Genomic DNA, 20,245 nt, shown 5'->3' with positions numbered 1-20,245 from the left:
ACGTTACGCGGGTGTCGGGGCGGGGAAGGACTTAGGCATGGATCGGCCTGACGGCGGTGGGGCAGATATGCGCACGCCGCAGGCGCGCCCGACCAAAGCCAGAAGGGTCTCCGAAGTTCGATCGGGAATAGGGCGTGCCAAAGCGGGAAGCTCGATCGGCGTCGAGCGTGCTCCAACTGATCGCGACCAGGGTCCGGCGGCTTCGCAAGGCAAGTTCTCCAGCGCGTTTGAGAGCGCATCCGCGCCGCCAGCAACTACACCTGCTGTTTCTGTCGAGGAACGCGCGAGCGACCCGCCAGCAGACCCGGTGGCACGACCAGACCCCGAGACAACAGCCGCCACTCCGGATCCGGTCGACCAAGCGCAGCCTCAAGCCGATCCCATTGTGGCAGCGTCCGGGCGCTCGCTTGGTCTGCAATCGGTAGTCCGCTTTCGCTGGAGCAGTCTGTCGGCCGATCCGACCGGGGGCGACCGCTATCTGTCGGAAAACCTGTCCGCGATTTTCGAGACGGTCATCGACCGGTTCGCCGATCCCCAAGCTGCGTCCTATGTGCTCACCGGCGATGACCTGATCGCATCGCTGCTTGCGCCGGATGCCGCGCTCGATTCTGTTTTTATCGGACAGATCCGGTGGATGGTGCCCAAGGAAGCCGCGACGACCCCGGGACCCCGCGCTCCCGCGCCCCAGCAGCCATCGATCGCCAAGGCATGGATCGATCGCGATGCCGTGCTGCTGCGATGGGATATCGTTGAGATCCTCGCCGAAGCAGCCGAGTTACGCCGCGGGGTCCACCCTCAGCCCGACGAACTTGGCACCCGTCACCTCATGATTGCGCTGTTGCGGACGCGCAGTGGTCAGGCGGCGCTGGCCAATCTCGGACTTCTCGATCGGGGCATCTCGGTCCTCACCGGGCATTTTGCCGAACAATTGCGCGTACAGGATTTCGCTTCGCTTGGCGACAATCGCGGCGCCTGGGCGGAGATTGCGGCATCGCTCCAGCAACAGCCTTTGCTGGTCTCAACCGCCGTCGAGACGCGCGCCTCCTATATTGCCGACCGGGCGCAATATATCGCCAATGACTCGCTTGGCGTCCGAGACGACGCCATTGCACTGGCCAATCTCATTCTGCTCGAGTCGGTATCGCCGCCACTTGCCATCGGCCTGTTCGGCGCCTGGGGCTCGGGCAAGAGCACCCTGATCAAGCAACTCCAGCGCCAGATCCACGATGATCTTGCCAACGAGCGCATGCTGCGCGAACGCGGCGATAACGATCAAAGCGCCGAGACGCGCCGGGTCGGTCATGTCGTGCAGATGGAGTTCAACGCCTGGGCCTACGCCGACAGCGCCAATCTCTGGGCATCGCTGACCTCGGAAATCTTTGATCAGCTCGCCGTCGGCGGCCTCCGCTTTGACCGTGCGCCCGGAGAGGCCGATCGGCGCTATGCCGATCTCGTGAGCGAGGTGAAGGCTCGCAATTCGCGCGACGCGGTGGCGCTGCGCACCAACGCGATCGAGACGGCCGATCTCGAAGCGCGCATCACAAACGCCGAGGAAAAGGTCAAATCCGCCACGCAGGGCCGCCAGACCGCTGGTGTCGCGGCCGCCGCAGACATCCTTGCCGACCTCCTCAAGCCCAAAAGGGAAGACGGCGCGAAGAAAATCTATGTCAGTTCCGCCGAACCCGTCAAAAAAGCCGACAAAGACGCGCTGACGCTTGTGCGTGACATGCTCTCGGCCGGGCACAATCCCGAGCAGCGAATCGAATCCTATGCCGCCGCCAGTGGTCCAATCATGGGCTTTTTCATGTTGCTGTGGGATTTTCGCTCCTCGCGGCGATGGGTAACCGCCCTCGGGGTACTTGCTTGCCTGAGCATGATATTCTCGGCGATCGCCTGGTTCTTCCCGTCATGGTTCCTGTTCCTGCCTAAGCTTGGCAGCAGCGGCGTCACCTGGCTGCGGACGGTGGGCGTCCTCACGTTTCTCGGTTCCTTCGGCACTTTCGGTGCCGGCATATGGCCAGTCATTCGCGTCGCATCGTTGGTCAGAGATGCCGTCGAAAAGCGCAAGGTCGCAGCGGCGGACGCCGAAATCACGGCACGCGCACAATTGGCGGATTTGCGCAATCAGATCGACGCCGTGCGTGCCGCGCGCAAGGACGCCGACGCCCACGCCGCCAAATTCGGCAGTCTTGGTGACGGCGTCAACGCCGCTTCTCCAGAACTGATGCTCGAATATCTGATGAGCGACTCATCCGATATCTCCACGCTGCGCCAGCAACTCGGAACGATCGCCCGGGTGCGGCGATGCTTCGAGCAACTCGATGCCATTCTCGCCCAGATGCGAGACAGGAAGGCCCCTGGCAGGATCGACCGAATAGTTCTCTATATCGACGATCTCGACCGGTGCGACGCCGAACAGGTCTCAAGCGTTCTCCAGGCGGTCCATCTTCTCCTCGCCTTCCAATGCTTCGTCGTTATCGTCGCCGTCGATGCACGCTGGCTTAAACAATCGCTCGAGCGCGTCCACGTCCAGTTGCAAACGACCGACAACGCAAAAGGAACGCCCGACGAACTGCCTGCGTCAGCGGCGGATTATCTTGAAAAGATCTTTCAGATTCCGCTCTGGGTACGCCCGATGATCGACGAGGACGCACCGCCCGATCGGCGCTACAAGGCCTATCAGGGCTTCGTCGAGAGCCTCGCCAGACCTCCACAGATGCCCAGCATGCAGGCGCCATCGCCGCCTCCCGTACAGCCGTCTGACCAGACCTCGTCCGAGGGCTCAAACCGCTTCGCGTGGAAGACGCCAAACCGACCCGAACAGACTGATCGGCCCCGTCGCCGCGGCCTCAAGCTCAGCGATGCCGAGGTCGAGCAGATCAAGATCCTGGGCCCGCTGGCGGCTAAATCCCCCCGCGCGGTCAAGCGGATGATCAATCTCTACCGGCTCATTCGGGTCGGTTATCGCGACCAGCGTCTTGACGAGTTTCTGGCCGATGGTGGCGACGGAACCCCCAGTTATCGCGAGTTGCTCTTTGTCCTGGCTTGCGAAAACGGATTGCGACCGTCTACGCGCAAAGCGCTCCGGGAGGTTTTTTCAACCAACCCGACCAAACAGTCCGGGGCATGGTCTCCGACGTCCTTTGAATTTTGCTGCGACGAGCAGGAGGGTCGCCTTCTCCGCGCTGTGGCACCGTTGGTCGGCAAGCTGACTTGGACTGGCATGTTCACCGCCTGCGAGGACGTACGCCGTTACTCGTTCCTGCCGTAACGGATGACAACGGCCCAAAGACCCGTGCAGCTTCGGGTCCGCACCTTGGACGGACGTTGGCCTATGATTTTCAGAGGTGGAGAGACGAGCGGAAAGCGGAATGACCCCAGATGGTGTCCCAGGTGGTGGTGTAGCTGGATGCTGAGGTGGTCACTGTGAATCAGCGTCCAAAACAGGACCCCCTCTACATACGTCAAGGCATTGATCTAGCGCGATTTACGAGCGAGATCTATCGTGAGATCGGCACCACTTGGGACCCCGCCCTTATCCTTCTTTCTCCAATCTTGCCAGTCTCTTACTGGGAAAATGACCGAGGGTCCCGCCTTGGGCGCCGATCCACAGGTTTTTCGGCCAGTTGCTGCTGTCGATGAAACTGCCCTCGCTACTGCCGGCCATCGAGGAGGCGCTGGCCACCGATCACAGTGTGGTCATTCAACTGGTCTCTACGGCAGAGGCGCTGCTCGATCGGCGTCTCGCAGACCTCAGTGTCGAAGACCGGGCGGAGCTGAATTTGGACTTGTCGCCTCGCGAGATCGTGCAGGATTTTCTCGCCAATGCTTTCCCCACGCCGGCGATGGAAAGCTTCTGGGACGAGGACGGCAATGAGCGCTCGCGCCCGATGGTTGACGAGGCCGGCAATCCCGTCCATTCCGAGGAAGCGCTTCGCATAAAGGCCGAGACCATCGAGCTTTTAGGGGCATTGCCGCCGATTGTCCCAGCGCTCGATGCCATCATCGCGCGGTTCGGGCCGGATGCGGTGGCTGAGATCACTGGGAGGACGCGGCGTTTGGTAAGTCTGCCCGATGGAAACCAGCGCCTCGAATCCCGCACCCCGACCAATTCGCTCGCAGATGCCAATGCCTTCATGGCCGGTGCCAAGCGCATCCTCGTCTTTTCCGATGCTGGCGGCACGGGTCGCTCCTACCATGCCAGCCTCGATTGCCGGAACCAGCAGCGGCGCATGCACTTCCTACTGGAGCCGGGCTGGCGGGCGGACCGCGCCATTCAGGGCCTCGGGCGGACCAACCGGACCCACCAGGCCTCAGCGCCGGTGTTTCGGCCCGTCACTACCGATTGCCGTGGCGAGCGCCGGTTCATTTCCATCATCGCCCGGCGGCTCGATAGTCTTGGCGCACTGACGCGCGGCCAGCGCCAGACCGGGGGGCAGAACCTGTTCGATCCCGCCGACAATCTCGAGAGCGAATACGCCCGTGAGGCGCTGACCCGCTGGTATCACCTCCTTCATGCCGGCAAGCTTTCCAGCGTTGGCTTCGCCGATTTCTGCGAGCGCACCGGCCTCAAACTTGAGCAGGAGGGGGCGCTGGTCGACAATCTCCCGCCAATCCAGCGCTGGCTCAATCGCATTCTGGCGCTCCCCATCGCGCTCCAGAACGCGGTGTTCGACGATTTCCTCGGCTTGGTGGAAACGCGCATTGATGCCGCTCGCAAAGCCGGAACGTTCGATGCTGGCGTCGAAACCCTTGTTGCCGACAGGCTCACCACCGTCGAGGAGCGTGTGTTGCGCGAGGACGCAAATGGTGCCTCGACCCAACTCCTCACCATCGAGGCGCAATGGGCCCCGCGCATCACCTGTATCGATGACATGCGCAAGCGTGTCATCGGCAGGACGCGGTTCCTGCGCAATGGCCGCTCTTCGCGCGTCGCGCTTCTCGTACCGGATCGCACGCGGTTGATGGACGACGGCACGCCGGTCGCCAGTTTCACACTGCACCGGCCCGGCGGACGGAGCTGGATTACCGCTGATGAATTGGCTGAGAGCCATTGGGATGACTGCGAACGGGATGCTTTCGAGGCGGCATGGCAGGCCGAGGCAGCGGAGCTTGCGACTCGGCCCTATACCGAGCGCTTCTACCTCGCCACCGGCCGCCTGCTGCCGATCTGGAACCTGCTTGGCGAGGATGCGCAGGTTCGCCGTCTTGTTACGCAGGACGGGCGGTCAATGCTCGGACGCATCGTTCCGGTCGAAGCGGTGAACACACTGCTCGACAAGCTCGGGCTCGGCGACCGGATCGCCCTTTCTGCCGGCCAAGTGGTGGAGGCGGCGCTGGGTGGCAAGGTGGTGCCGATCAATGCCGCGGGTGATCTCAGTCTGAAGCGTTCGCGCGTCAATGGTGAACAGCGGCTCGAAATCCTCGGCTTTGACCCGCGCGCGCTTCCTTCATGGAAGGCCAAGGGATGTTTCACCGAGATCATCCAGTATCAGACCCGCCTCTTCGTGCCCGTCAACCAGGCTCAGGATATCGTCGAGAAGCTGGCGGCTTGAGGGTTTCCGGCAGACAAGGTCCGATCTCTGATTGAGCGATGGACTCCGTTTGTCGAATCCACACTTGCAAAAATCCGGAATTCACGTATTTTACGGATAGGAGTTGACCTATGACCCAAGTTGCAAGTTCAGGCGATGTTTCCAAGGCCTTTGGGCGTTTCAGCCGTCAGGCGTTGCAGGAACCGGTGACCATCACCCACCATGGTATCGCAAGCCTCGTGTTGATGTCTCTTTCGGAATACGAGCGGCTGAAGAGCCGCGATCGTGAGGTGCTGACGCTGTCCGATTTCACGGACGAGGATCGCGCCGCGATTGCCGCGTCTCGCGCGCCCGCCGATGCAAAGGCGTTCAACGGCGAACTGAGCTGATTTCATGGCGTTTCCTACGCCGGTTCCCGGCCTTGTCGTTCGATATTCGTTTCTGTGGAGTCACGAGGCCAGGGCCGGTGCGGAAGAAGGGCGTAAAGATCGTCCCTGCGCGGTTCTGCTAACCATGCGATCGCAACGTGGGCGTGACGTCGTCACCGTTTTGCCGATCACGCATTCGCCGCCGGATGATCCCGCATTTGCCGTGGAAATCCCGCCCGCCACCAAGAAGCGCCTTGGGCTGGACGGCGAGCGTTCGTGGATCATTCTGAGCGAGGCCAATCGATTCTTCTGGCCCGGGCCCGATCTGCGCCCCATTCCGGGCGGCGATCCAGACGCTGTCGCCTATGGCCACCTTCCCGAAGCACTTTACGACATCGTGCGGGAAAAATGGCTCGAGGCCTTTGACAAGGGCCGTGCCGGACAGATCGCTCGTAGCGAATAAGCGCTATCGCCGGGCCCAGAGTTGCTCGGTGGCTTCCACGGCCATTTCCGATGCCGGCCATGGCCGGTCAAAGTGGCGCAGTTCGCCGAGCGGCGCCGTCAGCCACGCTTGCCATTCCTCCGGCCCGAGGATCACTGGGCAGCGGTCATGGATGCTCGATAACTCCGGCGCGGCATCCGTCATCACGCCCGTGTAGCAGGTGCCCCATTCATCGGTGTTGCGCCAAAGGCCGGCCCAGGCGAAAATTTCCTGCTCCCTGACCGACAGCCATGTTTCCGTCATACGCCCTGTGGGACCGACCGCCCCGGCAAAGCGGGCGGTGGGAATCAGGCATCGGTTCCACGGACTCTCGGCCCACTGACGCCAATAAGCACCGAGCTTGTCGAAACGCGCATTGTTGACGGCTTTGGGCTTCAGCATCTGTCCCGACTTGCCGCGCAAGACGACAGGGAAACCCCAAGTCATCTGTTCGAGGACAAACCCTTCCTCTCCCTTACGGATGACCCACGCCGGATCGCGAGGATGGACTGTATCAGGCCCTCCATTGAATTCGCGCAGCGGGCGCGCACCGAAAAGCTTTTCGATTCGATGGCGTTCTCCAGGCTGGTATCTGTTGCACATGGGCCAAGACTGATCCCTGATCAATCAGGCGTCAATTCTTGCCGCCACCTCGCGGGCTTGGTCGCTCCGACGATTGGCGTCCGATTGCCCCTGATCTCGGGATGTGTGGTCACGTGCTGGGGTGTGAACAAAGGCAGAGCCACCTGTAATTCTGCTCCTGCGCCGATACGTTCGTCAGGAAAAGAGTGGAGGAGGATGCGAGGGGGCGAGGCCCCCTGGGAGACGAAAGCGTCCCATGATCCGGGTCTCGGCGCTGGTCCGGGAGACCTTTCATGCAGACCACCACGATTCCCTACGCGAAGCTTCGCCTGTCCGACAGCAATGTCCGCAAGGCCAATAGCGACACCGGCCTTGCGGCGCTGGCCGCCAGCATTGCCGAACACGGACTGTTGCAGCCGCTCATCGTCAGCCCTGCCAAGGGCAAAAAAACCCTCTTCGACGTCCACGCAGGTGGCCGCCGCTGGCGCGCGATCGGCCTGCTCATCGAGCGCGGCGTGCTGCCCAAAGACGATGCCATCGATGTCCGCCTCTGTGAGAACGAGGATGCTGCTGCCCGCGAGATCAGCCTTGCTGAAAACCTCATCCGCGAGGCGATGACGCCGGCGGACGAAGCGCGCGCATATCGAGACATCATCGCGGAAGGCGCTGACGCCGAGGCGGTCGCCCGGCGTTTCGGGGTGACCGTCCGCCATGTGCAGGGGCGTCTTCGCCTGGCCGACCTTGCCGAGCCGATCTTCGCGGCGCTGGCCGACGGCGAAATCACCCTCGACATCGCCATGGCCTATGGCTCGACCGGCGACCGCGAACGGCAGCAGGCGGCGTGGGAACGCCTGTCGACGAGCTGGCAGCGCGATAACGCTCAGGCAATCCGCCGTGCGATTGCCGAGGATGCGCTGTCGGCTGACCATCCCATCGCCCGATTCCTTGGCGAGGCGGAATATACCGGCTGTGGCGGGCGCATCGAGCGTGACCTCTTCGCTAGCGAAGGCGAAGGTGTTTGGCTCGATGGCGACCTCGCCATGGATCTTGCCGCCAAGAAGCTCGCTCATGAGGCAGATGTCGCTGAACTCGGCTGCAAGCTCGCCTGGGTTAAGCCGAGCCTTGCAACCCAAGTCACCTACGATGACACCAAGGATCTACACGCCTATTGGCCGCGGCGCGCCGAACCCAGCGCCGAAGCGGTGGCGCGCATGGAAGAAATCGCGGGCCGCATGGCCGAGATTAGCGAAATTCTCGAAGATCCCGAAGAGGCCGACGATATCCCCGCGCTCGAAGCCCAGTATGAGGCGCTCGATGCCGAACACGACCGGCTTGCTGACACGGAACCGCTGATCCCGGAAGAGGACAAGTCCAACGTCGGCACCTTCCTCGTGCTGGGCAAGGACGGCCGTCCGCGTCTGCTTGAGACTTACTACACTACCGCCAAGCCGACCCGCCGGGGCAGCGGTGCCAGCGAGACAGCGGGCATCCTCGAACCCGATGAGGCAGAACCCGCCACCTCGGCCAGCCTGCCGCGCTCGCTTGAAGAGCAGATGGCCAAGGATCGCCGCGACGTGCTGGCACTCCATGTCGCTCACGATCCCGCGCTGGCGCTCGATCTCGCGATCTTCTCGCTGGCGCGCGATCATGCCGGACACTTCGGCAGCAGCGATGCGGGTTGCACGATCCGCATTACCGACAGGAACGAGCCTTCTGGCCTTTCCGGCATTCCGGCGAGCCCGGCCTTGGCGGGCATCGAAGGCGTGCGTGCGTCACTGTCCGCCGATTGGGCGAGCGAGGAGGACAGCTTCGCCTCCTTCCTTGCCTTCCGCGCGCTGGCCGACGAGGTGAAGGCTGGGTGGCTGGCCTATGCCGTCAGCCAGAGCCTCAAGGCGAGCCTTGCCTCTGGCATCCACGCCTCGGCCTTCCAGAGCCGCCTTGGCGCCCACATCGGCATCGACATCGCGCAGCACTGGCGACCGAGTGCCGAGAACTTCTTCGACCGGATCAAGAAGGCGCAAATCCTCGGCATTCTCGGGCAGTTCGATGCCGAACTCGCCCTGCGCTACGCATCGGCGAAGAAGACCGAGCTTGCCTCGGCCGCCGCGCGGCTCTGCGCCGGCGACACGATCATCGAGCCCGAGATCAAAGCCCGGGCAATCGCCTGGGTGCCGGGTGCGATGTGTTTCGTAGACACAGGATCACGTGTCGACGCCGATCTCGACGGCGACGATGGCGAGCCTGAAGGGCAGGATGAAGTCTTGGAGGACGACGACGCCTCCGCTCCCGAAGCCGCCAATCAGAACGAGGGCAGTGATCCGCTGTCTGAAGCGGCCTGACGCCCAGTCCTGGCACCCTGTCCTGACGCTGCGGGAGCTGGTGCAGCCCGGCTCCCGCAGCTTTTCCCCGAAGGTTCGTGTCCCTTTCGCGAGAGCTGGAGGGGGAGGCCCTCGCACGAGCACCGGCTCGGATCAGAGGAGAATTCCCATGAAGCCCCGTCACGACATTTACGCCACCGTCACCGACCAACTCATCGCGGCCATCGAGACTGGAGCAGGTCCGTGGCGAATGCCGTGGCACCATTCGGGGGCGCCGGTCATGCGTTCGACCAGCGTTGCCGGCCGGCGCTATTCCGGCATCAACCGCCTCGTGCTCTGGGCTACCGCCGATGCCTCTGGCTATGCCTCCGGCACCTGGGCGACCTACCAGCAATGGCGGACGAGCGGCGCACAGGTCCGCAAGGGCGAGGTCGGCACCCATGTCATCCTCTGGAAGAAGGTCGAGCGGGCCGATGCCGCTGCCGAGATCGGCGCGGACGGTGAAGGCCGATCCCGCTTCTTCGCGCGCAGCTTCGTCGTCTTCAACCGCGACCAGGTCGATGGCGTCGAAGACGTGCCCGAAAAGGAAATTGCTCCAGTCAGCACTACCATCGCCGAGGCGCTGGCCTTCCTTGAGGCAGTGGGCGTGCCGGTCGAATACGGGCTCCACGATGCCCATTACAGGCCCGACCTCGACAAGGTCTTCATGCCCGAGCGTCAAGCCTTCGACAGCGATCTCGATCTGGTGTCCACACTCGCACATGAGGACATTCACGCAGTTGGACATGTGAACAGGCTCGCGCGTGAAACTCTGCGTGACTACCACAAGGAACGTAGCATTAGGGCGCGGGAAGAGCTCGTCGCTTTATCTGGACAGTCTGCACCGCTTGCAACTTTGCAGTAGAATGCGGTGATCGACTCCGACGGTAGGCAGTTTTCAGGCTGGCCGTAGCGCTAACCCAAAGAGCTGGCGAAGGCCGGCCTGATAACTGCCAGGCCTTTGTGCGTGGCCCTGCGAAGGTCAGCTGCCGGGAGGGGGCCGGGGGAGGGTTTTGCGCTGGTGTCGATAATCACTGTTTGCGAGCGCCGCGAGGCTAAAGGCCTCGACGCGCACGTGCCGCTAATCCTGTGCGGCGCCGCGCTGTACGATCGTGATCTGGATCGCTTCTTTCTCGATCTGCCGCTGTCGGGCATCCGCTCGCGGCACTCGCTTCGCGCCTACGCCTATGATGTCGTAGTCTGGCTTCGCTTTCTCGATGCCTACGGCAAGACCGTGTGGGCTGCGACCCGCGACGACGTTGATGCCTATCATCGTGAGCGACGCCGCGACGAGGCCGATCACCGGATCACGGCGGCAAGCTGGAACCGCGCCGTCGCCAGCCTCGATCGCCTCTACCGCTGGGGCGAGCAGCAAGGGCTGATCGCCGACGCGCCGTTTAGCCGCCGCGCTGTCTGGCGCCCCGCACATGGCAGCCAGCGCGGCATGATCGCGGCGCGCAACGACGCCTATGAACGCGCTGCCAAGCGGTCGGACGTGCGGTTCGTCACCATGGACGATTACCGCATCTTCCGCGACGTCGGCCTGCGCGGCCTGGCCCCTGACGGCGGGGAACGCCCCGGCGCGCGCGACCGCAACGGGCTGCGCAACGCGCTGTTCGCTGATCTTCTCGTCACCACAGGCCTGCGCCTCGAAGAAGCGTCGGGGCTGCTTACCGCAGAGCTTGCGGCGATCGACCATGATGACGGCCAGACGGGGCAGCTTTGGCTGCGTCTGCCGCCTCCGCTCACCAAGGGCGATCGCGGACGCAGCGTCCTGGTCCCACGCCGGTTGCTTCGTCAGATCGCCGCCTATGTCGTCGTCGAGCGCGCAGCGGGCGTGGCCAAGTTCGCAGCGCAGTGCGGCGCGACAAAGCTCGAGCGACCGATCCCTGTCACCCGCGCCGGTCTCGACCGCATGCGCGATGTCTGCACCCCGGAGGAACGATGCCGCCTGATCCTGCGCGACGAGGATGGAACGCCACGCGAGCCGGCTGCGCTATGGCTGACCGAGGTCGGCCAGCCTGTCCGCCCCAACTCTTGGGAGGTGATCTTCACCCGCGCCTGCAAGCGGTGCGAGGAGAACGGCTTCCCGCTGTCGATCAGCCCGCACCAGCTTCGCCACACCTTCGCAGTCCATATGCTCGCCTTGCTGATTCAGCAGCGGCTGCGCGAAGCGGCATTGCCGGCGGGGCCGGTGGAGAGCTATCGGCTGATGCTGGGCGATCCGCTGCAACAGGTGCAACGCCTGCTCGGCCACGCGAGCCTCGCCACCACCTATATTTATCTCGACCATATCGCGACCCGCGCCGATACGGTGGATGCGGCCGTCGAAGAGCTACTGGCGCTGCTGCCGGGACCGCATGGCGCATGAGCGGGCGTCCCCGCAAGGGCCGGCCTGTCGCCTTCGCGCCCATCACGCCGGAGTCACAACAGCCCGATCCGGTGCTCGGCCTCAAGTTCACCATCGAGGCGCGGCATGGCGGAACGGTCCTGGTCGATATGACCGGACTCCATCCGCGCTCGCTCGCTATCGCCTTCGCCGGGGCGCTACGTCGATCAGCGGCGCTCGGCGGCCCCATCGGTGCGGCGAGCGTCATCAAGCAGTATGTAAATGCCTGCCGCCGGTTCTTTGCCTGGCTGAGCGATGACGCGCTGGACGTGGCTGGCGTCACCGACCTGCGCGCTGCCCACATCGATGGGTTCGCATCCGCGCTCGAACAGCGCGGGATGGGCGCGATCCATCGGCACATATCGGTCGGCAAGATCGTCAACACATTGCGCGTGATCGAGGCAGACCGGCCCGATCGGATCGCGCCCGACCTGCATGAGCGGCTGCGCTACACGCTGGCCACATCAGCGGGCCGCTCGACCCCGCGCGATGCTTATAGCCCCTTCGTCGCCCGCGCGTTGCGCGACGCCGCGAGGACCGATGTCGAAGCGATGTTCCGCCGTCTCGGCGCCGACGACCGCGCCGATGAAGGCGACCTGGTCATCGCAAGAGCGCGCGCCGATGTCGAAGCGATCATCGCGCGGCAGGGCTTTATCGTTGCAGACCATTCGGCGCTGAAGAGCCTCTATTTCATGCGCTTGCGGCGCGGATTGCCGATCCGCACGCTGATTGATGACCTGCATGGCCGCCATAACCTGCTCGCGCGCGATCTGCCGGCGCTGCTCGTGCTGCTCACGCTCGATACCGGCCTCGAGCCCGAGTGCCTGAAGGCGCTGACGATAGATTGTCTCGCCAACCCCCATGCCGGCACGGTGGAGCTGCGCTATCTCAAGCGCCGCGCCCGCGGCGCCGAACACAAGAGCATGCGGGTCCGCGATGGCGGTAGCGGTACGCCCGGCGGCCTCATCCGTCGTCTGATCGACGTCACCGCCGCCGCCCGCAAGCATCTAAGCGACGATCGTCTTTGGGTTTATCACAACGCTGGTCGCCTGCGGGCAGGTATCCGCTATCCTACGGAACGGATCGCTACCTGGGTAGCTCAGCACGATATTGTCGATGACGACGGCAAGCCCCTCCACCTGCTTCTTTCGCGGCTCCGCAAAACCCACAAGGCGCTGTGGTACACCAAGACCCAGGGGCATATGACACGCTTCGCGGTTGGCCACTCGCGCGAGGTGGCGGCGCGCCACTATGCCGATCTGCCGTCGCTCCGGCCCCTGCACGAGACGGCCGTCGCCGATGCGTTTCGCGCAGCAGTCGCCGCCGCGATACCGACCGTGCTTCCGCCAACAGCCGAGCAGGCGCTGCGCGAGGCACCCGAACAGGCCACGCCGTTAATGCCGTCCGATACCGTGGGCCCGTTGCTCGACGGCGAACAGGATGTTTGGCTCGCCGCCTGCGCGGGCTTCCATAACAGTCCCTTCGCCGAGGTCGGATCACCCTGCGCGCAGCCCTTCTGGGGCTGCCTTGATTGTCCCAACGCCGTCATCACCGCGCGCAAGCTCCCCGCGATCCTCGCCTTCCTCGCATTCGTCGAAGAGCAGCGGCTGAGCCTGTCGGCGACCGACTGGGCGGCCAAGTTCGGACGCGTCCATGCCCGCATCACCGCCCAGGTCGTGCCGGCCTTCTCCGATGCCGTCGTCGCCGATGCGCGCCGGCAGATGGAGAGCGAGCGGCTTTATCTGCCGCCGGAGGCACGCGCATGACCACGCCAGCCCACGCCCCAGAGCCCGCCTTCGACGATCGCCCCGTGCTGGCGAGCGCGCCGCTCAAGGCAGGCCATATCCGCGAGGATCTCTCGCGCGTCGGCGACCCGAGCTGGGATCTGGGTCCCGCCGTCTTCCGCGAGAACGCCCGGCGCTGCCACGTCACCGTGCATTTCGACGTGCTCGAACATGCCGATGTGCAAGCGGCGATGCGCGCCTATCTCTACGCCCGCCTCAACGCCGATCTCCTCGGCTATCGGACGAAGCTGCCACCGGCGAGCATCCGCCAGGCATTCAACCGTGCCCGCCGGTTCTTCGCCTTCGCCCGTGAGCGGCTCGGACGGCTCGACGTTTCCCGCATCGATCAGGCATTGGTCGATGCCTATGCCCGCCATCTTCGTGACGATCCTGCCCGGCAACCCGTCATCGTCGGCCACCTTCTCGAAGTGGTCGCTGATCTCTATTACTATCGTGACCACCTCGTTGGCGGAGGCCTTGCATTCGAGCCCTGGGCCGGACAGGCGCCCGCCCGCGTTGCCGGCTACCGCCATGTCCGGGAGAACCGCACGCCGCGGTTCCCGGAAGACGTCATCGTTGCACTGCTCGCCTGGTCATTACGCTACGTCACTGTCTTCGCTGACGATATTCTCGCCGCCCGCCGCGAGCTTGATCGGCTCGAAGCGCGCCGGGATCGCCTTGTCGCCGCCGACGCCGGTTTTCCGGACCCTGACCGCCGGCAACGTCGCCGCACACGCCTGCTGGCCTATTTCGGTCGCCGTCGCCGCGAGGGTCGCGGCGCACCGATCTGGGGCACCGCTCATAACGGCAAGCTGCGCGTCGACCCCAACACCGGGGCAGTGACCCCACCGATCAACGCCCATCTCCTGCATCTCCATGCCGGGATCGACGTGCAGGCCGAGCCTGGCGCGCATCTTCTGCTGACCGGCGGTGAAGCGAGGTTGATCGACGCAGTGGCGGCCGAGCTGGGAGTAGAGGTCGGCGGTATGGACACGCCGATTTCGATCGATCCCGATAGCGGTCGGCCATGGCGCGCACGCTTCGACGCAAAATCTCTCGCGCTCGAAGAACGGATGCTCCAGGCCGCTGCCTATATTGTGTGCGCCTATCTGACCGGCATGCGCGACTGCGAGGTGCAGGCGATGCGGCGCGGGTGCCTCTCGATCGCGCGCAGTGAGGACGGCGTGATCGAGCGGCATTGCATCAGATCGACTATCTACAAGCGCCGGGCGGCCATGGGTGAGGCGGCGAACTGGGTGACGATCAAGCCGGTGGCCGATGCGATCGCGGTGATCGAACACCTGTCCGCAGGACCGGCGCGCGCCAGTGGCAGCGATACGCTCTGGCCTGTGCTGCGCGCGAGCGCCGTCACTAAGACGCATCTGTCGAGCGAGGTGGTCCGCCAGCTCAACGCCTTTCGCGACCATCTCAACACCGCCTTCGGCAGCCCCGATATGCCCGTCATTCCGCCCGGTCCCGATGGCAAGCCGTGGCGCATCACGACGCGGCAGTTCCGGCGCACAATCGCGTGGCACATCGCCAACCGTCCATTCGGCACCATCGCCGGCATGATCCAGTACAAGCATGCCTCGGTCGCCGCGTTCGAAGGCTATGCCGGGGCCAGCGCATCGGGGTTTCGCGCTGAGGTCGAGGCGCAGCGCCGGCTCGGTCAGATTGACGACCTGCTCGACTATTTCGACCGGCGGCAGGGCGGCGCATCACTCGGCGGGCCGGCGGGATCGCGTATCGCGCGGACGCTCGACGATGCCGCCGACAGACAAGGGCCTTTGCCCGCCATGATCGCCGATCGCGCCCGCCTGCGCGTCCTGCTCGCCAGCGTCGCGCGCACTTTCCATGTTGGCCCGCTCGCGGATTGCTTCTTCGATCCCGCGACCGCGCTCTGCCTCAAGCGTGTGACCACGCCCGATCCCCAGCAGCCACTCGCCGCCCTGTGCGAACCGACCCGATGTCCCAATGCCTGCATTACCGCCCGCCATAGGCCGGGATGGGAGCGCGGCGCTGGAGAGGCGCGGACGTTACTCCGCGAGAAGCGTCTGTCTGGATTGCAGCGTATCGCTCTTGAACAGGATCTTCGCCGGATCGAGGCCGTACTCGCCCAGATAACACCCGATCGAGCATTGCCGCCGCAGTCGGCGGCAGAGGAAGAGGGGGCTTCGGATCGCGTGAGGGACTGAAGGAGCGGGAGAGCCCCGCTTCGCCCATCATGGAGATCCGCCATGTTCCGCTCTGCTACATCGGCCGTACGCGCCGACGTTTATAGCCGCATAACTGAGGAGATCATCGCCGGGATCGAACATGGCCCGGGAGACTGGCGCGCTCCCTGGCACCACAACGGCACCAGCATTGCACGTCCCTCCAACCTGGGCTCGGGCAAAAGGTACCGTGGCATCAACACGGTCGCGCTCTGGGTTGCGGCCATGAACCGAGGCTATGCCGATGGCTTGTGGGGCACCTACAGGCAGTGGGCAACGGCCGGCGCTCAGGTCCGCAAGGGCGAGCGGGCGACGACAGTCGTGTTCTGGAAGCAAATCGAGTCTGGCGGTGGGGATGCGCTTGAGGACGACGACGGCGGCCGCAAAAAGATGTTCGCTCGAGCCTTTTCGGTTTTCAACGTCTCTCAGGTCGATGGGTTTGCGCCACCCCCGGCCGTGCTATTGCCAGAGGCCGATCGCCTCGCCGATGCCGAGGCATTCATCAACAACCTCGGCATCCAGACCGTTTTCGGCGGCTCGGAGGCATTCTATCGTCCCTCTACCGACACGGTGCAGATGCCCACCTTCGAGTGTTTCAGTGATCCGGCTTCGTTTTACGGGGTCTGGCTGCACGAGACCGGCCATGCGTCGGGGGCAAAGCATCGACTGGATCGCGATCTGTCAGGTCGGTTCGGGACGGCGTCCTATGCGGCAGAGGAATGCTGCGTCGAGATTCTGAGCGGCCTGATCCTCGCAGATCTCGGCATCGCACACCATCCGCGCCCGGATCACGCGGCTTACATCGCCTCTTGGCTGAAAGTCCTGAAGGACGATCCGCGGGCGATCTTCACCGCCGCCAGCAAAGCTCAGCAGGCGGCGGATTGGATGTGGATGCAACAACCCCAGGCGCAAGAGTTGGCCGCGTGAAAGTGCTCGTTCAACGTGCCGTAGCCCCAATTAAGGCTGGACTGTCAGGATATACTGCAGAACTAGGCGCCAGCTATCTGATGGCCGACCTCGGCCTTGCCTATACTCCGCGCCCCGACCATGCGGCTTACCTCACCAGTTGGCTCGGTGCCCTGCGCCACGATCCCAAGGCGATCTTTACCGCCGCCGCGCAGGCGCAGGCCGCTGCCGATTGGATGCACGGCGCGCACAAAGCCGCGGCTGATCCGCTGCCGCTGGCTGCGTGAGGGTGCGATGGAGGACATCCCATCCTTGCCGGACGGTGCGAGAGGCGCCTTCCGCGACTTGAGCGCCGTCGCGCCCGAAGCCTGGTTCGCGGCCTACACCGACTTCGTCTCCGCCATTCGGCGCGAGGTACGCCTCGATCTGCGCTCGTTTGATCCCATCCACCGTTGGCGGGGCTGCGCTAGCCGTGTGCTGCTGCAAAACCCCTACGCCGATGTTGGCATCACCACCGGCGACGGTCTGGCGGCGGTCTGGATCGGCGAGCGTGTCGATCGCGATTACCGCATCCGCTGCGAATGGACGGACATCTCTGGCGCAGCCCGGAGCTGGCTCGGTGCCATCGCGCCCAAATTTGACGCCGTAGCGGCGCGCCTCGGCTGCACGACCGGCCTGCCAGACCAGCCACGTGAACCCCGCTGGCTCGAAGCGGCCTGACCCCAAAACCCAAGGAGAACCCTGTGAAAAAACCGCCTACCTACGGCGACTGGCGCGAGAGCGCCTTGTGCCGCAGCACCGCCGACTGGCCATTCGACTGGGTGGCCGAGATCACCACCTTCGATCCGGCTGCCCGCAGCCATGCCTTCGTCGCGACAATCCGCCAGAGTGGCGTTCGCCGCTTCGACGAGGCGCTGGCCAATGTCCGCGCGATGGCCCGTGCAACGGCGATGCTGGGCCTGCTCGTAAGCGTCGCCCACGTCCTCGACATGAGCGATCCCGAGCATCCGGCCTTCGCCGACAGCGCGGCTGACTGCCTCGACGAATTGCTGCGCCACGAGGCGCCGCTGCGCGCGCTCCTCGCCGACTTCGCCCTCGGGACGAACGTCCCGGTGCTGGCCCATGCCCAATCCTGATCAGGAGCCTGCCCATGGCTGATTATTACACCCAGACCTCCTTCGCGATTCACGTGAGCGAGGATGAAGCCGCGCTCATCAACGAGGTCGATCCGCTCCTGCGCGCCCTTGCCGATGGCTTCGAGACCGCCGCCGAAGCGGAGGCCGCCTACGCCGCGACCAGCGCCCAATTTCAGGCGGCCTTCCCGAAAGGCGCGGATGGCGATCCCTTCTTCGAGCTCACCAGCCTGTTCGACGATCCGACCTGGCCCACTATCGGTTGCGACCTGGAAGCGCGGGCTACCCCCGAACGCCCCGGCCACTTTCAGCTCTGGGTCAATGGTGACGACGTGCGGCCCTTTGCCCTTGCGGCGCTGCTCCAGCGCGTCTGCCCCTCCGCCCTGCCGTTCCGGTTTGGCTGGGCCTACACCTGTTCGCGCCATCGCATCGATGCGTTTGGTGGCGGTTACATGGAGGTCGGCGCCAACGGGATCATTCCGCTGATCGATCCCGACGATCCCGTCGCAGTGAAACGCTTGGTCCTTGCCGCCCGTGACGCCGAGGACGGCCTTACCTTCTGGAACAACGACACCGGGTTCGGGGCATTGGTGAGCGCCACCGTGTTCAGCGAAGCCGGGGCGCAAAAGGCGATCCTGCCGGTCGGTGGCGACCGCCCCGAGTGGCTGGAACTGCCGGCTGCGCCCAGCGAACAGTGGGCCTGAGCGATGATCATCGAAGGCTACAAGGATTACCGCTGCCCGCATTGCAAATCGGATCGGTGCGGGAACGACGCCAATGCTGGTTGGGATGTCGTGACCCAGCAGAGCGTGCTGCTCGGTGAATTCGACGCGCAATGGTGCAACGACTGCGGGGACGTGACGCTCGAGGAATTCGAGATCGCCGAACCCGCCGAGATTGCCCGCATCGATGCGGCGCGGGCTGCATTGGCTGTCGAGGCGGCTGCGCCCCTGCTGCTTGCAGCCGCTGACGCGGCGCTGGCGGCGCTCGGCGATTTATCCGCTGCTTGTGCCAAGGGTTCCGTCCCGATGGCGATCGAGCAACTGACCGCTGCCATCGCTGCAGCCCGGACGGAGAGGAAAGAGGGAATGCAGGCGGGAGCACATTCGCTCGCCTGAAGAGGAGACCTGCCATGTCCCGGCTTGCCATTCGCAGCGTATCGCTTGACCTTATTGAACGTCTCAATCGCGACCGCGTGATCCCGCTTAACCGCTACCAGGCCGACGGCGCGATCGACCGCTTCGGCTATCTCGAAAACCTTGCCGCCGACCATGGCGTCACCTTAGAAACCATACTTACCCTCACCGACGTGCTCGGCCCGGACGAAGATTTCGATGGGCTGGTGACCACGCTCGAAGATTTCCCGCTGTAGGGCAAGCTGGCCAATGGAGTGGAGGAGAGCGGGACGGAGGAGTCGAGCAATTCCGCTCGTGTGAAAGTTTCACTGCCCATGCTGACCGACAGCGAACGCTTTGCCTTCCTGGCGCGCCGCTACCACGGCTTTGCCACCACGGGTAACGCCTATGACGCCACTCAAACTGATGACCGGATTGAGACCGGCGACACACTGTTGATCTTGCCTGAGGGCGTGATCGGCATCGCCCATTGCTGGCCTTTTGCGGTCACCGCTGCCTGTGGCAAGCTTCACGGCCTTAACCCCAAACCGAGCGACACGCTCGCCGATTTCGCGACATCGTTTTCGATCGCGGACGGGGACATCACTGCCGCCGTCGACCTTGCCCGCGCACTCGGCTTCGTCATCGATCCCGCCATCGCCAACCTGCTGGCGCGGGTCGGCTAACATCCTTGCGAAAGGTCCATCATGCTCACCACCGCTACGCCTGCGGACGCTTCGACGCGTCTGGAACAGATTGCGCGCCTCAACGACCGGGCCCGCCTTGGCCTCGATCGCACTGCGCGCACCGTCATTACCCGCAATTGCCTCGAACGCCTCGCTGAGGCTGACGGCGCGCCCAAGGAGCCGATCCTCTTGCAAGCGCAGTTGATGGCGGCTTTCCGCCATTGCGCATTCTCGGCGGACAGCCCCGAACGTGATTTTGCGGTGATCGAGTTCCTTGGTCACAAGGTCTGGCTCAAGGTCGATTATTACGATGCCGCGATGGAGTGCGGCTCGCAAGATCCGGCCGACGCCTCGCAGACCACCCGTGTCATCACCATCCTGCTGCCCGAAGATTACTGATGGGCGCCTTCCTGCAGGTCGACCGCCGTGCCGAGATATTCGGTGCGGCGGTCACCATCGCTGACCTCGCCGCCAATTCGTTTCCCGAACACCAGAGCGCCTCTGCCCATATCTATGAGGTCTGGGAAGTGCTGACCCGAGACTGGTGCTTCGAACTCGATCCTGTCGGCAGCTCCATGGAATATGCGACCGGCGTCAGCGCGCGGTTCCGTGACGGTTCCGTCCTCCACATCAGCGCCTGGGCCGATTGCTGCGATGGCACTGGCTGCCGACATTGCTGCAGTTGACAGTACCTCGG

General features: G+C 64.3%; 20 protein-coding genes. 19 read left to right on the top strand and 1 reads right to left on the bottom strand.

Features of this window, described 5'->3' with window-relative positions:
• The first annotated feature begins 37 nt into the window (after positions 1–37).
• The 4 genes from ACOOE2_RS13010 (at position 38) to ACOOE2_RS12995 (ending at position 6,365) form a co-directional block, all read left to right on the top strand.
• A complete protein-coding gene (locus ACOOE2_RS13010) occupies positions 38–3,271 on the top strand; it encodes a P-loop NTPase fold protein (protein WP_420383422.1) in 3,234 nt (1,077 codons plus the stop codon).
• Positions 3,272–3,626: 355 nt separating this feature from the next.
• Positions 3,627–5,555, top strand: a complete 1,929-nt coding sequence (locus tag ACOOE2_RS13005) for a strawberry notch C-terminal domain-containing protein (RefSeq protein WP_420383421.1) — start codon at positions 3,627–3,629, stop codon at positions 5,553–5,555.
• A gap of 110 nt (positions 5,556–5,665) precedes the next feature.
• On the top strand, positions 5,666–5,923 hold the full coding sequence (locus tag ACOOE2_RS13000) for a type II toxin-antitoxin system prevent-host-death family antitoxin (protein WP_420383420.1): 258 nt from the start codon (positions 5,666–5,668) through the stop codon (positions 5,921–5,923).
• A gap of 4 nt (positions 5,924–5,927) precedes the next feature.
• On the top strand, positions 5,928–6,365 hold the full coding sequence (locus tag ACOOE2_RS12995) for a type II toxin-antitoxin system PemK/MazF family toxin (protein ID WP_420383419.1): 438 nt from the start codon (positions 5,928–5,930) through the stop codon (positions 6,363–6,365).
• 3 nt (positions 6,366–6,368) lie between these two features.
• On the opposite strand, the gene ACOOE2_RS12990 is transcribed toward ACOOE2_RS12995, so the two are convergent.
• Complete coding sequence (locus ACOOE2_RS12990) at positions 6,369–6,986, bottom strand: SOS response-associated peptidase family protein (RefSeq protein WP_420383418.1); 618 nt, start codon at positions 6,984–6,986, stop codon at positions 6,369–6,371.
• Positions 6,987–7,258: 272 nt separating this feature from the next.
• On the opposite strand from ACOOE2_RS12990, the gene ACOOE2_RS12985 reads away from it, so the two are divergent.
• The 15 genes from ACOOE2_RS12985 (at position 7,259) to ACOOE2_RS12915 (ending at position 20,234) form a co-directional block, all read left to right on the top strand.
• Positions 7,259–9,304, top strand: a complete 2,046-nt coding sequence (locus ACOOE2_RS12985; RefSeq protein ID WP_420383417.1) for a ParB/RepB/Spo0J family partition protein — start codon at positions 7,259–7,261, stop codon at positions 9,302–9,304.
• A gap of 148 nt (positions 9,305–9,452) precedes the next feature.
• A complete protein-coding gene (locus ACOOE2_RS12980) occupies positions 9,453–10,187 on the top strand; it encodes an ArdC family protein (protein ID WP_420383416.1) in 735 nt (244 codons plus the stop codon).
• A gap of 156 nt (positions 10,188–10,343) precedes the next feature.
• Positions 10,344–11,693, top strand: a complete 1,350-nt coding sequence (locus ACOOE2_RS12975) for a tyrosine-type recombinase/integrase (RefSeq protein ID WP_420383415.1) — start codon at positions 10,344–10,346, stop codon at positions 11,691–11,693.
• A complete protein-coding gene (locus ACOOE2_RS12970) occupies positions 11,690–13,477 on the top strand; it encodes a hypothetical protein (RefSeq protein ID WP_420383414.1) in 1,788 nt (595 codons plus the stop codon). Before ACOOE2_RS12975 ends, ACOOE2_RS12970 begins: the two co-directional genes overlap by 4 nt.
• Positions 13,474–15,690, top strand: a complete 2,217-nt coding sequence (locus ACOOE2_RS12965; RefSeq protein WP_420383413.1) for an integrase — start codon at positions 13,474–13,476, stop codon at positions 15,688–15,690. Before ACOOE2_RS12970 ends, ACOOE2_RS12965 begins: the two co-directional genes overlap by 4 nt.
• A gap of 42 nt (positions 15,691–15,732) precedes the next feature.
• Positions 15,733–16,635 carry an ArdC family protein gene (locus ACOOE2_RS12960; RefSeq protein WP_420383412.1) on the top strand — a complete coding sequence of 301 codons (903 nt, stop codon included), beginning with the start codon at positions 15,733–15,735 and terminating at the stop codon, positions 16,633–16,635.
• Positions 16,596–16,901, top strand: coding sequence for a zincin-like metallopeptidase domain-containing protein (locus ACOOE2_RS12955; RefSeq protein ID WP_420383411.1), 306 nt, complete (start codon positions 16,596–16,598; stop codon positions 16,899–16,901). Before ACOOE2_RS12960 ends, ACOOE2_RS12955 begins: the two co-directional genes overlap by 40 nt.
• Before the next feature lie 7 nt (positions 16,902–16,908).
• Positions 16,909–17,334 (top strand): hypothetical protein, encoded by a 426-nt coding sequence (locus tag ACOOE2_RS12950; protein WP_420383410.1) that lies wholly within the window; start codon positions 16,909–16,911, stop codon positions 17,332–17,334.
• A 23-nt stretch (positions 17,335–17,357) separates the two neighbouring features.
• Positions 17,358–17,750, top strand: coding sequence for a hypothetical protein (locus tag ACOOE2_RS12945; protein ID WP_420383409.1), 393 nt, complete (start codon positions 17,358–17,360; stop codon positions 17,748–17,750).
• Between the two features lie 14 nt (positions 17,751–17,764).
• Positions 17,765–18,451, top strand: a complete 687-nt coding sequence (locus ACOOE2_RS12940) for a hypothetical protein (protein ID WP_420383408.1) — start codon at positions 17,765–17,767, stop codon at positions 18,449–18,451.
• Between the two features lie 3 nt (positions 18,452–18,454).
• On the top strand, positions 18,455–18,865 hold the full coding sequence (locus ACOOE2_RS12935) for a hypothetical protein (RefSeq protein ID WP_420383407.1): 411 nt from the start codon (positions 18,455–18,457) through the stop codon (positions 18,863–18,865).
• Positions 18,866–18,879: 14 nt separating this feature from the next.
• A complete protein-coding gene (locus tag ACOOE2_RS12930) occupies positions 18,880–19,119 on the top strand; it encodes a hypothetical protein (RefSeq protein ID WP_420383406.1) in 240 nt (79 codons plus the stop codon).
• A 78-nt stretch (positions 19,120–19,197) separates the two neighbouring features.
• Positions 19,198–19,548, top strand: coding sequence for a hypothetical protein (locus ACOOE2_RS12925; RefSeq protein WP_420383405.1), 351 nt, complete (start codon positions 19,198–19,200; stop codon positions 19,546–19,548).
• A 21-nt stretch (positions 19,549–19,569) separates the two neighbouring features.
• Positions 19,570–19,947 (top strand): DUF3768 domain-containing protein, encoded by a 378-nt coding sequence (locus ACOOE2_RS12920; RefSeq protein ID WP_420383404.1) that lies wholly within the window; start codon positions 19,570–19,572, stop codon positions 19,945–19,947.
• Positions 19,947–20,234 (top strand): hypothetical protein, encoded by a 288-nt coding sequence (locus ACOOE2_RS12915; protein WP_420383403.1) that lies wholly within the window; start codon positions 19,947–19,949, stop codon positions 20,232–20,234. The genes ACOOE2_RS12920 and ACOOE2_RS12915 overlap by 1 nt, the downstream gene beginning before the upstream one ends.
• Positions 20,235–20,245: the final 11 nt, after the last annotated feature.

It is taken from the genome of Novosphingobium sp. (assembly GCF_965214355.1).
GTDB lineage: Bacteria > Pseudomonadota > Alphaproteobacteria > Sphingomonadales > Sphingomonadaceae > Novosphingobium.
Note: the sequence above shows the minus strand (reverse complement) of the source record. Positions and strands in the feature narration are given on the sequence as shown.

Bases quoted from the DNA above. Each gene is read 5' to 3' on its own strand.
- ACOOE2_RS13010 (WP_420383422.1), top strand. From the start codon at position 38: ATGGATCGGCCTGACGGCGGTGGGGCAGATATGCGCACGCCGCAGGCG.
- ACOOE2_RS13000 (WP_420383420.1), top strand. From the start codon at position 5,666: ATGACCCAAGTTGCAAGTTCAGGCGATGTTTCCAAGGCCTTTGGGCGT.
- ACOOE2_RS12995 (WP_420383419.1), top strand. From the start codon at position 5,928: ATGGCGTTTCCTACGCCGGTTCCCGGCCTTGTCGTTCGATATTCGTTT.
- ACOOE2_RS12990 (WP_420383418.1), bottom strand. From the start codon at position 6,986: ATGTGCAACAGATACCAGCCTGGAGAACGCCATCGAATCGAAAAGCTT.
- ACOOE2_RS12985 (WP_420383417.1), top strand. From the start codon at position 7,259: ATGCAGACCACCACGATTCCCTACGCGAAGCTTCGCCTGTCCGACAGC.
- ACOOE2_RS12980 (WP_420383416.1), top strand. From the start codon at position 9,453: ATGAAGCCCCGTCACGACATTTACGCCACCGTCACCGACCAACTCATC.
- ACOOE2_RS12970 (WP_420383414.1), top strand. From the start codon at position 11,690: ATGAGCGGGCGTCCCCGCAAGGGCCGGCCTGTCGCCTTCGCGCCCATC.
- ACOOE2_RS12965 (WP_420383413.1), top strand. From the start codon at position 13,474: ATGACCACGCCAGCCCACGCCCCAGAGCCCGCCTTCGACGATCGCCCC.
- ACOOE2_RS12960 (WP_420383412.1), top strand. From the start codon at position 15,733: ATGTTCCGCTCTGCTACATCGGCCGTACGCGCCGACGTTTATAGCCGC.
- ACOOE2_RS12950 (WP_420383410.1), top strand. From the start codon at position 16,909: ATGGAGGACATCCCATCCTTGCCGGACGGTGCGAGAGGCGCCTTCCGC.
- ACOOE2_RS12940 (WP_420383408.1), top strand. From the start codon at position 17,765: ATGGCTGATTATTACACCCAGACCTCCTTCGCGATTCACGTGAGCGAG.
- ACOOE2_RS12935 (WP_420383407.1), top strand. From the start codon at position 18,455: ATGATCATCGAAGGCTACAAGGATTACCGCTGCCCGCATTGCAAATCG.
- ACOOE2_RS12930 (WP_420383406.1), top strand. From the start codon at position 18,880: ATGTCCCGGCTTGCCATTCGCAGCGTATCGCTTGACCTTATTGAACGT.
- ACOOE2_RS12925 (WP_420383405.1), top strand. From the start codon at position 19,198: ATGCTGACCGACAGCGAACGCTTTGCCTTCCTGGCGCGCCGCTACCAC.
- ACOOE2_RS12920 (WP_420383404.1), top strand. From the start codon at position 19,570: ATGCTCACCACCGCTACGCCTGCGGACGCTTCGACGCGTCTGGAACAG.
- ACOOE2_RS12915 (WP_420383403.1), top strand. From the start codon at position 19,947: ATGGGCGCCTTCCTGCAGGTCGACCGCCGTGCCGAGATATTCGGTGCG.